Consider the following 14,074-nt stretch of genomic DNA (forward strand, 5'->3'; position numbering starts at 1 on the left):
CCCGGCGCGGCTGGGCGGGCTGAGGCGCCGGTGTGCTGTCTTTCGGACCGGCTTTCGGGCCTGATTTCTGCCCGGTCTTCCTGTCCGGCTTCTGACCGGCTTTCTGGCCGGGCAAGGGGCGGCTGATATCATTCATAGATGTCGAGCCGCCCTTCGGTGAGGATCATCCGGCGCGCATCCACCTGGTCCATCAGGCCAAGATCATGCGTTGCAATCACCACGGCGGTTCCAAGCCGGTTGAGTTCGAGGAAGAGGTTGAGAAGCCGGCGCGCCATCGGTGGATCGACATTGCCGGTCGGCTCGTCCGCCAGCAGGATTTCCGGCCGGTCCATCAGGGCCCGCGCGATTGCGGCACGCTGCTTCTCGCCGCCGGAAAGGACCGGTGGCAAGACATTGATGCGCTCGCCAAGTCCCACCCATTTTAAAAGTTCGATCACATCCGTCCGGTAGCTCGTCTCGTCCTTGCCGCGCACGCGCAAGGGCAGCGCCACATTCTCATAGGTGGTCAGGTGGTCGAGCAGGCGGAAATCCTGAAACACGATGCCGACGCGCCGGCGCAGCATCGGCAATTCATTGCGCGGGATCTGCGACAGGTCGCGATCGAACATGCGAATGAGGCCGCGCGTCGGCTGCAGCGACATGAACAGCAGGCGCAGCAGCGTGGTCTTGCCCGCGCCCGAGGGTCCGGTGAGGAACTGGAAAGAGCGCTTGGGAATGTCGAAGGTCATATCCCGCAGGATTTCGGGCCCCATCCCGTATCGCAAACCGACATTTTCGAAATGGATCAACGCGTCGTCCAGTCGCTTGGGAAGTGATGTGGCGCTCTTGGTAAAGGCCAAGGGTTGACAGTTTCTGAATCATGCGCGGGAAACAAGGCGTTTCCGGGGAGATTTTGCGAAGCATTAACCATTTGAATTTACGACTGAGCGGGTTCCGTTTCAATGCCCGAAATTTCATCTTCATGTGGACGGGCGGGAGAGAACCATGCACGCATTCCGCTCGCGCCGTCGAAAGCTTGCCGAAACCTATGACATCCTGCCGCCGCAAAGCCGGACCCCGCGCCCGCAAGCTCCGGCAAGGGGCCAGGTGGATGTGGTGGACGTGGACTTCGTCACCGTGCGCACGCCGGCGCAATCCGGACGCCCGCAGGGTTACGGCAATGACAATTCCGTTCATAGCGCAGGCCCGTCCTTCGTCGGCCAAAGACCTCAGCGTGGCCTGATCGGCGAGCCGGCCTCCCGTGTCGCGCGGCTGGTGGAGCGATGCGAGGCGATGCTGTCGCGCATGTCCGCCGATCTCTTTTCCGCCGTGGTTGCTTTTGTCTTTGTCGTCGTCTTTGCGCTTTGCGGCGGCTTTTCTCTTCTCTCCGGCGGTGCAGCCGATGCGCATCCGGCGCCGGGTCTCGACATCACCCATGTGACGCTGACGCCGCAGGCGGGCGGTAGCACTTTGACGATCAACGGCGTGGTGGAAAACCGTGGCCCTGGTTCGCTACCGGTTCCCGCCATCCATGCCGAGCTTCTGGTGGATGGCGCGGTCGTTGCCGATGCGCTGATCGATCCGCCCGTCGCCGCCATGGGCGGCCATCATAGCCACGGATTTTCCTTTTCCATGCCGCATCCGGGTGGAAAAACCCCGCGGCTTAGACTTTCCTTCGCAACGGCTGGTGCATCCGGCTCCTGATCTGTGCTATCGCGGGCGTTTGGAAACAGCCCGGAGACGCTCCATGCCCATCGTGCGCGGCAAAATCATCGAACCGCTTTACACTGCCGAGCAGATCGCCGAGCGCAATCATGACATTGCCCGCCGCATCGCCGAAGGCCCTACCAAGGATCTGCTGGTCATTGCGGTGCTGAAGGGCTCGTTCATTTTTGCCGCCGATCTCTTGCGGGCGCTGCACGACACGGGGCTCGCACCGGAAGTGGAGTTCATCACCCTGTCGAGTTACGGCGCAGGCACCGTCTCCAAGGGCGTGCGCATCGTCAAGGATATCGATTCGGACGTGAAGGATCGCGATGTCCTCCTGATCGACGACATTCTGGAATCCGGCCGCACGCTGAAATTTGCCAAGGAACTGCTTTACGAGCGCGGTGCCCGCAACGTCTCCATCGCGGTCCTCCTCGACAAGCGCGTCAAGCGCCAGGAAGCGCTGGAGGCCGATTACGTCGGTTTCGAATGCCCCGATTACTTCGTTGTCGGCTACGGCATGGACGTGGCCTATGCCTTCCGCGAGCTGCCCTTCGTCGGCGTGGTTACCGGAGATGCTGAAGGGTGAGCGCGAAGGTGAGCCCTGCTCACCGTGCGTTAACCATTTAGGATCAGCAGGTCGCGCCGTTTACTCCTCGCAAAGGAAATCCGGGTCATCTGGATCCCGATTTGATGCATGATGCATGGGAGACAATGACAGCCATGGCCAAGATCCTGATTACCGAGGACGAAGATTCGTTGCGTTCGTTCGTGGCACGGGCGCTGCGTCTGGATGGGCATGAGACGCATGAAGCGGCTGATGGCGCAGAAGGATTGCAGCTTTTGCGGGAGGGGCCGTTCGACCTGCTTCTCTCCGATATTCGCATGCCGGTGATGGACGGCATCGAGCTTGCCCACAAGGCAGCCGCTCAATTTCCCGCCCTGAAAATCTTGCTGATGACCGGCTATGCCGAACAGCGCGAGCGGGCCGACGACCTGATGAGCAAGGTCATCGATGTCGTCGACAAGCCCTTTGCACTTCCGGACATCCGCCGCGCCGTAGCCCTTGCCCTGTCTGCACCCAAGGCTGCCTGATCGTCGCCAGTCCGCATCAGTGCGTGTGCTGAAGCTCAGCACACCGTATGGCATCGGCCCTTGCACCGGATGATGCCGGGTTCCGCGATCAGCGGATATCGAGCAGGCGCTCCAGATAGCGCCGCTCCGCTTCGCCCGACAGTGTATTGCCGAGGCGTTCCCGGATGGCGTCGAGGATTTCACGCGCCCGCTGGACGTCGATCTCGTCAGGCACCTTCACCTGATCGCCGAATTCCGGGCCGGAATTGGCGCGCGGGCGACCGAGCGGGTCGCGGCCGTTCTGTCCGCCCTGCGAGGCCATGCCTTCGCGGGGGTTCTGGCCTTCGCCCTGCTGCCCCTGCTGCATGGCCTGCATCATCTGCTGCATCATGCTCTGGGCGCCCTGGCGGAGCGCATTGAGGGCATTGCCCTGGCCTTCCACGGCCTGTTCGCCCTGGCTTTGACCCAGCGCCTTGCCTGCATTGCCCATTTCCCGTTCGGCCTGGCCAAAGCCTTCACCGGGCTGCATGCCAAGGTCCTTTAACCCCTTTTGCAGGTCCTTGAGTTTCTGGCCAAGGCCATCCTGCTGCGCGCGCAGCTGTTTCAGCGCCTCGCGCAACTGCTCGGCCGTCATCTGGTCCGTCGGCTGCTGGCCTTGCTGTTGCTGGCCCTGTTGACCCTGCTGCTGCTGACCTTGCGGGTTCTGACCCTGCTCATAGGGCTGATCCGGGTCGCCGCGCTGCATGCGGTCGCGCAGGGCCTGGTCCAGCTGGAATGTCTGGTCCATCAGGCGCTGCTGCTCCTGCATGATCTCGCCGAGCTTGTCGATCTGCTGGCGCATCTGGCTGTTCTGCTGCTGCTGGCCCTGCTGCGGGCGCTGCATGCGCCCGGCCTGCAGATTGTTCATCATGCGCTGCAGGTCCGACAGCATCTGCTGGGCGGCATCGCGGTTGCCGGAGCGGGCCAGGTTTTCGATCTGGTCCATCATGTTCTGCAAATCACGCTGGCGCAGCATGTTCTGCGCCTGCATGTTCTGCTGGCCCTGCGGCATGTTCTGCATGCGCTGCGCCAGTTCCGACATGAAGTTCTTCATGGCCTCGCGCAGTTCCTGCATCAGGCGGGCGATTTCCTGGTCGGAAGCACCATTCTGCAGGGCTTCGGAGAGGGCGTCCTGCGCATCGCGCAGGCGGCGTTCGGCCTGCGACAGCTGTCCGTCCTCGATGCCAAGCGCAATCTCCCAAAGATAATCGGCCGTGTCCTTCAACTGCTCTTCGGACCGCGCCAGCTTCATGCGCTCCAGCGCCGAGCGGATCAGCAGGAAGTGGCTGAGATTGGGGATGGTTTCGTCGGGGCGTAGCGCCAGCGCCTCGTTGAGCGCGATCGCCCGCGGCAGCTGGCGTGTATCGAGCGAAAACACCTGCCGCTCTTCGGCAACGGCAGCGGCCAGCGGTTCGGAGAAGCGGCGGGCGGGCAGCACCATTTCCACCGGTGCACTGCGGCCTTCCTGGCCTGCGCCATCGGTCGCCACCAGCGTGATGCGCACGCGCTTGCCCGACAGCGGATGTTCGGTGAGGTTGCGGCTCGTCAGCCCCTTCACCTCGCGGGCATTCTGCCGCGGCAGATCGAGCTTATATTCGGGAAGCGGGTAGAGCGGCGTGGCTTCTGCCCCTTGCTGTTCCACCGGCTCGATGACCGCGATCGCCTTCTGGATCCCGTAGTCGTCCTTGCCGGTAAAGCCGATTTCCAGCGCCCCGTTGACGGCGCGGCGCGGCGGCTTGTCGAAGGCGATTTCCGGCGCACGGTCGGCAATCACGTCGAAGAGCCATTGCTGGCCGTTGACGGTGAGGTCGCCGCTTTCGGTGACCTTCATCTTGTAGGTGCGCGGCGCAAGCGGTTGGCCCGCAGCAGCGGTCTGCCGCCCCTCGGAGGGCCCCGTGCCGGCGTCCTTCGCCTCGGCCTCGTCGGGGACAAGGCTGCGCGGAGTGCCCGCCTGCTGCGGGGCAAAGCGGACGGCTTCACCGCCCTCGCCGCCGGTCACGCGAATGGTGAGGTCTGAATATTGCGGAAACCGGACCGTTTCGGTGACGGGCGCTTCGCGGCCGGTCAGGAAGATCGGCGCCCGGCCCGTATAGGCAGGGGGCGTCAGCCACGCATCGATACGCAGGTCCGGATTGATGCGGGCAGCCGGCGCAGACGGCGCCACCGCATCGCTGAGACGGCCGCTGGAATTGGAGAAGGAGTAGCCGAAGGCCGCCACCAGCAGCAGGGCTGGCACGGCGCGCAGGCCGAAACGGTCGTGGCGGGCAATGTCGGGGCGCGGCAGGCCGGCGTCCAGTGCGGCAATGCGCCTGGCCATGCGGATCTGGTGTTCCTTCCAGAGCGCGCGCGCAAAAGGCGTGTCGAAGGCCGGTTCTTCCTCCTGCACGGCCACCGGCTGGTGCGGCAGGTTGTTGCGCATTTCAAGCAGGCGGTCGCCATCGGCCGGTGCCGGCCAGCGAAGGCGACCGAGCGGCAGGATGGACATGAGGAAGGCAAAGACGAATACGCCAAGCGCCACCCAGCGCATCAGGTCCGGCATCAGGCGAAACAGGCCGAACCAGGCGCCAGCGAAGAACAGCGCGAGGATGCCAAGCGGCATCAGGAGAAGCGGTGCCAGCCGTTCGCAAAACAGCACGACGCGGGCGACCGACCGTTTCAGTGCGACGCGCCGCGCCAGATCGGGATGGCCTTCGAAGGCGCCTTTGCGGTTCAGGCTCATGCGGTCCGTCTCCTGTGGGGTGGCGGCGTCAACCGACGTCGGGCACGGCAGCACGCGAACCCGTAGCCCTTAAGGATACCAGTGTTTGTGGCGAAGACGAGGGGACAAGGCCGGATTGTCCGCGGTTTTTATTCGGTTCGCCGAATTGTGAACGGCGGGAGACGCTTCGGGGGCCTCCCGCCGCGCCTGCTCAGGCAAGCCAGTCCGGCACGGAATCAAGTCCGATCAGTTCGTTATAGGTGCCGCGCGGGCGGATGACGTGGAACCGGTCGCCCTTAACCAGCACTTCCGGCACCAGAAGCCGCGAATTGTAAGTGCCAGCCTGGACGGCGCCATAGGCGCCTGCGGAGGCGATGGCAAAAAGGTCGCCGGCCTTTGGCTGCGCCATTTCGCGCTCAAGTGCCAGGTAGTCGCCGGTCTCGCAGACGGGGCCGACGACATCGGCCTTGATGCGCGGTGCATCGTCTGCGGGAACCACCACCGGGCGAATACCGTGATAGGCCTCGTAGAGCGTCGGGCGGATCAAATCGTTCATCGCACCGTCAACGATCACGAAGATCTTGTTGCCGGCATCCTTCACGTAGATGACTTCGGTAACAAGAATGCCGGCATTGCCGACGATGAGGCGGCCGGGTTCCGTCACGATCCGGCAGTTGAGGCTCTTAAGCTGCGCCTTGACGGTGGCGGCATAGGCATCCGGCAGCGGCGGCGGACTGTTGTCCTCGCGGTAGGGAATGCCAAGTCCGCCGCCAATATCGACGTGATCGATGACATGACCATCGCCGCGCAGCGTTTCCACCAGCTCGCGCAGCAGCCGGAACGCATCCTCGAAGGGCTGCAATTCGGTAATCTGGCTGCCGATATGCATGTCGATGCCGGTCACTGCGATGCCTGGAAGCGTCGCTGCATGGGCATAGACTGCCCGCGCCCGCTCATAGGAAATGCCGAACTTATTTTCCTTCTTGCCGGTGGAGATCTTGGCATGGGTGCGCGCATCCACATCCGGATTGATGCGGAAGGAGACATGCGCCTTCAGGCCCTTCTTCACCGCGCGGCTGTTGAGAACCTCAAGTTCCGGCTCGGATTCGACGTTGAAGCAGTAAATGCCGGCGTCAAGTGCCAGATCCATCTCCACCGGCGTCTTGCCGACGCCGGAAAACATGATGCGGTTTGCCGGAATGCCGGCGGCCAGTGCCCGGTGCAACTCTCCGCCCGAGACGACATCGACGCCCGCGCCAAGCTTTGCCAGCGTCTTCAGCACGGCCTGGTTGGAATTGGCCTTCATGGCATAGCAGACCATGGCATCCACATCGGCAAAGGCTTGCGCGAATACCTTGTAGTGACGCTCCAGTGTCGCCGTCGAATAGACGTAAAAGGGCGTGCCGACCGCTTTGGCAATCTCCGGCACGGGAACGTTTTCGGCGTGCAGGACGCCGTCGATATAGTGGAAATGGTTCACGGGCGTGCTCGGATCAGAGAAGCGGGTCGAGGAGGAACGGCTTTTCGGCCACCGGATCGGGTTTCTGGTTGCCGGTCTTGCGGATGTTCTGCTGCTCGACCGGCGTGCTCGGCTTGTCGAGCTTGCCCTTGCGTCCGCAGCCGGTAACGGCAACGCCTGCGATGCAGAGCACGATCGTGATGCGGGCGAGTGTGCGCAAGGTGGACATTCCTATTCCTTTGTCAGAAAGCGGTGAGGCCTGTTCATAGCGAAGTTCCGCCCGCTTGTGCAGTCAATTCTCGTGAACGATCGGCGGGCGCCGTTTATCAGTTGCGGCCGCGCCACCAGGCAATCTGCTTGCGCACTTCGCTCGGCGCCGTGCCGCCAAAGCTGGTGCGGCTCGCTACCGAGGCATCGACCGACAGCACGTCGAAGACGTTTTGCGTGATGGACGCATGGATCGACTGAAGCTCTTCGAGCGAAAGGCCGGAGAGGTCGCATCCCTTTTCTTCCGCCAGCGCTACCGCGCGGCCCGTCACATGATGGGCATCCCGGAAGGGAAGGCCTGCTTCGCGCACCAGCCAGTCGGCAAGGTCGGTTGCCGTCGAATAGCCGGAGCCTGCAGCGGCGCGCATGCGATCGGTGCGGATTGTCATGTCGCGCACCATGCCGGCCATGGCGGCAATCGCCAGTTCAAGGTTTTCGGCCGCGTCGAAGACCTGTTCCTTGTCTTCCTGCATGTCCTTGGAATAGGCGAGCGGCAGGCCCTTCATGATGGTCAGAAGCGCCACCAGCGAGCCGTTGATGCGGCCGGTCTTGGCGCGCACCAGTTCGGCGGCGTCCGGGTTCTTCTTCTGCGGCATGATGGAAGAGCCGGTCGAAAACGCATCCGACAGCCGGATGAAGCCGAACTGCGGCGTCGACCAGATGACAATTTCTTCGGCAAAGCGCGACAGGTGGACGGCGCAGATGGCCGCGACCGACAGGAATTCGAGCGCGAAATCGCGGTCCGACACGGTATCGATGGAATTGCGGGTGGGCTCGCGGAAGCCAAGCGCTTCAGCGGTCATGTGGCGGTCGATTGCAAAGCCGGTGCCGGCAAGTGCGGCCGCACCGATCGGGCTTTCGTCCAGGTGGTCGATGGCGTGGCGCACGCGGGCGCGGTCCCGGCCGAACATTTCCACATAGGCCATGCAGTGATGGCCAAAGGTCACCGGCTGGGCGGTCTGCAGATGCGTGAAGCCGGGCATGACGGTGTCGGCATGCTCGTCTGCCTTGTCGAGGAGGGCTGCGATGAGGTCGCTCAGCATGGCTTCCGTCTTTGCCAGCTCTTCCTTGACCCAGAGGCGGAAATCGAGCGCCACCTGGTCATTGCGCGAGCGGGCCGTGTGCAGGCGCCCAGCCGCCGGGCCGATCAGGGTTGCCAGCCGTGCCTCGATGTTCATGTGAATGTCTTCAAGCTTGCGCGAGAATTCGAAGCGGCCTTCCTCGATGTCTGACAGGATCGTGTTCAGCCCGTGTACGATCTTGTCTTTATCCTCGCCGGAAATAATGCCCTGTTTCGCCAGCATGGTGGCGTGAGCGATCGATCCGCGGATGTCCTGGGCGTAAAGTTTCTTGTCGAAGCCGATGGAGGCATTTATCTCCTCCATGATGGCATCGGGACCGGAAGCAAAACGTCCGCCCCACATCTGGTTGGAGGAAGCCTGATCCTTCGTGCCGTCGCCCATGAGTATCCGCCCTGGAGTATGAAATGTCGAACAAGAGACCGCTGGGTCTGCCGTCCGTGCGCCTGATCATGATTGCCGCCGTCGCGGGTATTCTCGCCGGCGCCGTGGCGGTATACGTGAAGGGGGGGCTGTCTGGCAATGGCCCGGATGGCGCTGCCGCCGTTGCGGATGCCCGCTGCGCAGGGGCCGTCGCGCATGCCAGAACCGTCTCCGAACTGGCCAAGGGGCAGATCGCGGCGCTGGTCGCAACGCCTGAGCCGCGTTCTCTGCAGCCGCTCTCCTTCAAGGGGCCGGATGGCGCTGCGCTTTCGCTCACGAGTTTTGAAGGAAAAACGGTTCTTCTGAACCTCTGGGCCACCTGGTGCGTGCCCTGCCGCGAAGAAATGCCGGCACTGAACGCCCTGCAGGCGACCATGGGCGGCGATCGCTTCCAGGTGGTCGCGATCAACATCGATACCGGCGGCGATGAGAAGCCGAAAGCCTTTCTCGATGAGACCGGCGTTCACAAGCTTGCCTATTACCGCGACAGTTCCATGGGCGTGTTCAATGCGCTCAAAAAGGAAGGCCTTGCCTTCGGTCTGCCGGTCACGCTTGTGCTCGACAAAAAGGGCTGCCTCATCGGCTCGATGAACGGCCCCGCCGCCTGGGATAGCGACGAGGCAAAGGCCCTGGTCGAGAAGGTGTCCGCGCTCTGAGGGAGCGCCGCCGTCAGCGTGTCGGAACCGGCACGTCGCCGCGGTAATCGTAAAAGCCTCGGCCGGATTTGCGGCCGAGCCAGCCGGCCTCGACATATTTGACCAGCAGCGGGCAGGGGCGATATTTGCTGTCGGCGAGCCCATCATGCAGCACCTGCATGATCGACAGACATGTGTCGAGCCCGATGAAATCGGCAAGCTGCAGCGGCCCCATCGGGTGGTTGGCCCCAAGCTTCATGGCCGTGTCGATGGCATCGACAGAGCCGACGCCTTCATAGAGCGTGTAGATCGCCTCGTTGATCATCGGCAGAAGGATGCGGTTGACGATGAAGGCGGGGAAATCTTCCGCAACGGTGACGGTCTTGTCGAGCGAGGCGACGAAATCCTTGGCGGTCTTGAAGGTCTTTTCACCGGTGGCGATGCCGCGCACCAATTCCACCAGCTTCATCACCGGCACCGGGTTCATAAAGTGGATGCCCATGAACTGCTCGGGCCGGTCGGTGGAGGCGGCAAGGCGGGTGATCGACAGCGACGAGGTGTTGGTGGCCAGAAGCGCCTCCGGCTTCAGCACCGGGCAGATCTGGCCAAAGATCTTGCGCTTGACGCTTTCATCTTCGGTTGCCGCCTCGATGACGAGATCGGTCGGGGCCAGATCGTTGACATCGATGCTGCCGGAAATGCGCGACAGCGTGTCGCGCCGCTCCTGGTCGCTCAGCTTGCCATTGGCAACCTGGCGGGCAAGATTGCCGTTGATGGTGGCAAGGCCTGCCTCGATGCGTTCGCTGGAAAGGTCGTAGAGCGTCACCTTGTAGCCAGCCTGCGCCGACACATGCGCGATGCCGCAGCCCATCTGTCCTGCACCGACAATTCCAACATTCGTGATCATAACGCCCTGCTTCCTATCGAGAGGTGATCCGGCTCGGCCGGAACGTGCGGCCTTCAGCCGTCTATCGCAACCGCAAACGAGAAGCCTGCGCCTACCCGAGATTGATAATGCCCGGCACTGTAATTTTCCAGTCCTTAATCGAAGATGACCGCCGGTCCCATGATCCGTGACACTGTAATTTTAGCCTATTCTTAAGCGTGCCACGGCACCATGGCGCCCAGAGGGACGGCAGGACGGATCGAACCATTCGTCCGCTGCCGCCTGATCTCATGGAGACGGTCGCTGATGCGCATTGCCCGTAAGTTGCCCCTGTTCGTCACGGTCGTGACAATTCTGTCCATTGGTGCGGCAAGCTTTGCCGGATTTGTGAAAAGCGGCGAGGTTCTGCGCGAACAGGTCATGGAAAAGCTTGAGGCGACGGCGGACGGCCGGCGCAACGAGGCACAGCTTTACTTCGAGACCATGGTGACGAACCTTCGCGCCCTCTCCGGCACCGCCACCACCGGCGAGGCGCTCAACAAGTTCCGCCGCGACTGGCGCTATCTGGGCGACAAGCCGAAGGAGACGCTCACTGAGCGCTACATCACCAACAATCCCAATCCTGCCGGAAAGCGGCTCGACCTCGATACGGCCCGCATCGACACCTATGACAGCAACCACAATCTTTATCATCCGGCGCTCCGGGCCTCGCTGAAGCGCTACGGCTATTCGGATATCTTTCTCGTCGATGGCAAGGGCACGGTTCTTTATTCCGTGCAGAAGAACGGCGAATACGGCGCCAATCTCGGTGATGCGGACTTGAAGGATACGGCGCTGGCCGACGTCTTCCGCAAGGTGGCCGACAGCGAGGACCGCGAACTGTATGCGCTGTCCGATTTCACCCTTTATGGGGCCGCAAAACAGGCGACCGCTTTCCTCGCCGCGCCGCTTTTCATGGGGGATATCAAGGTTGGCGTCATCGTCGTTGCAGTGCCGGCCACCCGCCTCAATACCATGTTTGCCAACCGGACCGGCCTTGGCGAGACCGGCGAGACGCTGCTGGTGAATGCCGGCGACCTGCTGGTCACGGATTCGCCGCTTGCTGCGGAAAAGAACCCGCTGTCGCAACGCCTCGCGTCGCCGCTGGTGAAACGTGCCGTAGAGGGCACGGATGCGACGGGCCTTATCGAGGGCTATCGTGATGCCAGCCATTACGCCGCAGCCTCACCGCTGGCCTTTGCCGGCCATCGCTGGGCCGTGGTGGCCCTGATGTCGGAAAACGAGGCGCTGGAAAGCCTGGTCGGTCTTCGCAACACCATTCTGGGCCTTGCCGCGGGTATCCTGCTTCTCGCCGTCATCGCCGCCATTGTGGTGTCGCGCGGCATCACCCGTCCCATTCATGATCTGGTCGAGGCAATGAGCCGGCTTGCCGGTGGCGACACGACGATTGCGCTGAAGGGCGAGGCGCGCAGCGACGAGATCGGCGACATGGTGCGCTCGGTTGCCGTCTTCCGTGATGCCGCGCTCGAAAAGATCCGTATGCAGTCGCAAGCCGACCGCGACCGGCAGATGTCGGATGTCGAGCGTCGCGACCGCGAGGCTGCCCGCGCTGCCGAAACAAAGCGCCTGCAGCAGACGGTGGACGTGCTGGGCGCCGGCCTGCGCCGCCTTGCCTCCGGCGATCTCACCACCACGATCGATACACCCTTCATGGAGGGTCTCGACCGGTTGCGGGTGGACTTCAACGATTCCATCCGCAATCTCGCCGCCACGATGCAGCAGGTATCCGGCAACACCGCCTCCATCAACGCTACCGCCGCCGGCATGATGGCGGCAACCGATGACCTGTCGCGCCGCTCCGAACAGCAGGCGGCCGCCATCGAGGAAACCTCCGCCGTCATCACCCAGATCATGGAGGCAATCCGCACCTCGACGGAACGGGCCGCAAGTGCCCGCGAGATGGTGTCCGCAACGAAGCTGTCGACGGATCGCTCCGGCGCCATCGTCAATTCCGCCGTGGAGGCGATGAGCCACATCGAGCAGGCTTCGCACGAGATTTCGCAGATCATCAACGTGATCGACGAGATCGCCTTCCAGACCAATCTTCTGGCGCTCAACGCCGGGGTCGAAGCCGCCCGCGCCGGGGAGGCCGGCAAGGGCTTTGCCGTGGTGGCCCAGGAAGTGCGCGAGCTTGCGCAGCGCTCGGCCAATGCCGCCCGCGAGATCAAGCAGTTGATCGGCAAGTCCGGCGAAGCGGTGAAAACCGGGGTCGGTCTCGTGCAGAACACCGGCTCGGCGCTGGGCGAGATTGCCGGTCAGGTGGCCAAGATCAACGACCAGATCGCATCGATCGCCGAAGCCGCCGGCGAGCAGTCGGAAAGCGTCCGGGAAATTTCCACCGCCATCCGCCAGATGGAAAACACCACCCAGCAGAACTCGCAGATGGCCGAGCGCACCAACAACGACATGGCGCGGCTGACCGGCGATGCGCAGGGATTGTCCGAGCTCGTGTCGCGCTTTCACCTGTCGGAGGGGCAGATGACGGCATCCGCCTCCATGACCTCGCGGCCAAGCGCGCCGCCAGTGCCGGACCGGCCGCTGCCCGTTTCAGTGCCCGCACGACCGGCAAAGGCCGCACCGGGCCGCTTTGCGCCGGTCAAGCCGGCCGGCGAGGGCAGCCGTCACGTCGCGTCTCCGGCGCGGGCGCTGATTGGCAAGCTGACGGCGGGCCTGTCGCAGCCGTCAGCGCCTGCTGCTCCGTCCGGCAGTGAGAACTGGGAAGAGTTCTGAACGGATTTTTTGGCAGCCGGATCGTTGCGGCGATCCACCGCAACAAAAAAGGGCCACGCTTCTCAAAGCGCAGCCCTTTTTCAATAAGGATGGACGAGGCTCAAAGAGCCTTTTCAAGCTCCGGCAGGATCTCGAAGAGATCGCCGACCAGGCCGTAATCGGCCACCTGGAAGATCGGCGCCTCCTCGTCCTTGTTGATCGCGACGATCACCTTGCTGTCCTTCATGCCGGCAAGATGCTGGATGGCACCGGAAATGCCGCAGGCAATGTAGAGATCCGGCGCGACCACCTTGCCGGTCTGGCCGACCTGCCAGTCGTTCGGCGCGTAACCGGCATCCACCGCAGCGCGCGAGGCACCGACGGCGGCACCCAGCTTGTCGGCGAGCGGCAGGATGACCTCCTTGAACTTATCCGAGGAGCCAAGCGCGCGGCCACCCGATACGATGATCTTGGCCGAGGTGAGTTCCGGCCGGTCCGAGGAGGAGAGCGCATCGCCGACGAAGCTCGAAAGGCCGGGATCGGCGGCGCCCGCCACGGCTTCCACGGAAGCGGAACCGGTTGCCTCGACGGCGGCAAAGGCTGCCGTGCGCACGGTGATCACCTTCTTGGCATCCGTCGACTGAACCGTCTGGATGGCGTTGCCGGCATAGATCGGCCGCTTGAACGTATCGGCCGAGATGACCTCGGTGATTTCCGAGACCTGCATCACGTCCAGAAGCGCTGCCACGCGCGGCATGACGTTCTTGGCAGAAGCGGTTGCGGCGGCAAGGATGACGTCGTAGGCGCCAGACAGCTTGACGATCAGATCGGCGAGCGGTTCTGCAAGCCCATTGGCAAGGCCTGCGTCGTCGGCAACCAGCACCTTGGCAACGCCTGACAGCTTGGCAGCAGCGTCTGCCGCCGCCTGAACGCCCGCGCCTGCAACCAGCACATGGATATCGCCGCCGATCTGGGCGGCAGCCGTCACGGCCTTGGCGGTCTGATCGGACACGGCTGCGCCGTCATGTTCCGCGAGAAGAAGAATAGCCATTATCGTTA

The 14,074-nt window shown here is 63.2% G+C and carries 12 protein-coding genes; 5 read left to right on the top strand and 7 right to left on the bottom strand.

Annotated elements, in window-relative coordinates:
• Nucleotides 1-128 precede the first annotated feature (128 nt).
• Entirely contained in the window at nucleotides 129-788 is a 660-nt protein-coding gene (gene ftsE / locus ACEXP3_RS11895; RefSeq protein ID WP_210105761.1) for a cell division ATP-binding protein FtsE, read from the bottom strand.
• Between the two features lie 196 nt (nucleotides 789-984).
• Between ftsE and ACEXP3_RS11900 the strand changes: the two genes are divergently transcribed.
• The 3 genes from ACEXP3_RS11900 to ACEXP3_RS11910 all read left to right on the top strand — a co-directional run bounded on the left by ACEXP3_RS11900 (nucleotide 985) and on the right by ACEXP3_RS11910 (nucleotide 2,781).
• Nucleotides 985-1,683: a hypothetical protein gene (locus ACEXP3_RS11900; protein WP_377297439.1), complete on the top strand. Its 699-nt coding sequence runs from the start codon at nucleotides 985-987 to the stop codon at nucleotides 1,681-1,683.
• Between the two features lie 43 nt (nucleotides 1,684-1,726).
• The gene (hpt, locus tag ACEXP3_RS11905) at nucleotides 1,727-2,275 is read left to right on the top strand and encodes a hypoxanthine phosphoribosyltransferase (RefSeq protein WP_210105759.1); all 549 of its coding nucleotides are present in this window, start codon (nucleotides 1,727-1,729) and stop codon (nucleotides 2,273-2,275) included.
• Nucleotides 2,276-2,409: 134 nt separating this feature from the next.
• On the top strand, nucleotides 2,410-2,781 hold the full coding sequence (locus ACEXP3_RS11910) for a response regulator (RefSeq protein WP_377297440.1): 372 nt from the start codon (nucleotides 2,410-2,412) through the stop codon (nucleotides 2,779-2,781).
• A gap of 88 nt (nucleotides 2,782-2,869) precedes the next feature.
• Here the strand turns inward: ACEXP3_RS11910 and ACEXP3_RS11915 are convergent, their stop codons facing one another.
• The 4 genes from ACEXP3_RS11915 to argH all read right to left on the bottom strand — a co-directional run bounded on the left by ACEXP3_RS11915 (nucleotide 2,870) and on the right by argH (nucleotide 8,686).
• On the bottom strand, nucleotides 2,870-5,518 hold the full coding sequence (locus tag ACEXP3_RS11915) for a TIGR02302 family protein (RefSeq protein ID WP_377297441.1): 2,649 nt from the start codon (nucleotides 5,516-5,518) through the stop codon (nucleotides 2,870-2,872).
• A gap of 190 nt (nucleotides 5,519-5,708) precedes the next feature.
• Nucleotides 5,709-6,977 (bottom strand): diaminopimelate decarboxylase, encoded by a 1,269-nt coding sequence (gene lysA / locus ACEXP3_RS11920; protein WP_377297442.1) that lies wholly within the window; start codon nucleotides 6,975-6,977, stop codon nucleotides 5,709-5,711.
• A 13-nt stretch (nucleotides 6,978-6,990) separates the two neighbouring features.
• Nucleotides 6,991-7,185, bottom strand: a complete 195-nt coding sequence (gene lptM, locus ACEXP3_RS11925; protein ID WP_210105755.1) for an LPS translocon maturation chaperone LptM — start codon at nucleotides 7,183-7,185, stop codon at nucleotides 6,991-6,993.
• A gap of 97 nt (nucleotides 7,186-7,282) precedes the next feature.
• Nucleotides 7,283-8,686 (bottom strand): argininosuccinate lyase, encoded by a 1,404-nt coding sequence (argH, locus tag ACEXP3_RS11930; protein WP_377297443.1) that lies wholly within the window; start codon nucleotides 8,684-8,686, stop codon nucleotides 7,283-7,285.
• Between the two features lie 23 nt (nucleotides 8,687-8,709).
• On the opposite strand from argH, the gene tlpA reads away from it, so the two are divergent.
• A complete protein-coding gene (gene tlpA, locus ACEXP3_RS11935) occupies nucleotides 8,710-9,381 on the top strand; it encodes a thiol:disulfide interchange protein TlpA (protein WP_377297444.1) in 672 nt (223 codons plus the stop codon).
• 13 nt (nucleotides 9,382-9,394) lie between these two features.
• On the opposite strand, the gene ACEXP3_RS11940 is transcribed toward tlpA, so the two are convergent.
• Entirely contained in the window at nucleotides 9,395-10,267 is an 873-nt protein-coding gene (locus tag ACEXP3_RS11940; RefSeq protein WP_210105752.1) for a 3-hydroxybutyryl-CoA dehydrogenase, read from the bottom strand.
• A gap of 285 nt (nucleotides 10,268-10,552) precedes the next feature.
• Between ACEXP3_RS11940 and ACEXP3_RS11945 the strand changes: the two genes are divergently transcribed.
• Entirely contained in the window at nucleotides 10,553-13,036 is a 2,484-nt protein-coding gene (locus ACEXP3_RS11945; RefSeq protein WP_377297445.1) for a methyl-accepting chemotaxis protein, read from the top strand.
• A gap of 100 nt (nucleotides 13,037-13,136) precedes the next feature.
• Here the strand turns inward: ACEXP3_RS11945 and ACEXP3_RS11950 are convergent, their stop codons facing one another.
• Nucleotides 13,137-14,066: an electron transfer flavoprotein subunit alpha/FixB family protein gene (locus ACEXP3_RS11950; protein WP_377297446.1), complete on the bottom strand. Its 930-nt coding sequence runs from the start codon at nucleotides 14,064-14,066 to the stop codon at nucleotides 13,137-13,139.
• Nucleotides 14,067-14,074: the final 8 nt, after the last annotated feature.

Origin of the sequence: Neorhizobium fuzhouense, from assembly GCF_042611105.1 — a bacterium.
Classification (GTDB): domain Bacteria; phylum Pseudomonadota; class Alphaproteobacteria; order Rhizobiales; family Rhizobiaceae; genus Neorhizobium; species Neorhizobium galegae_A.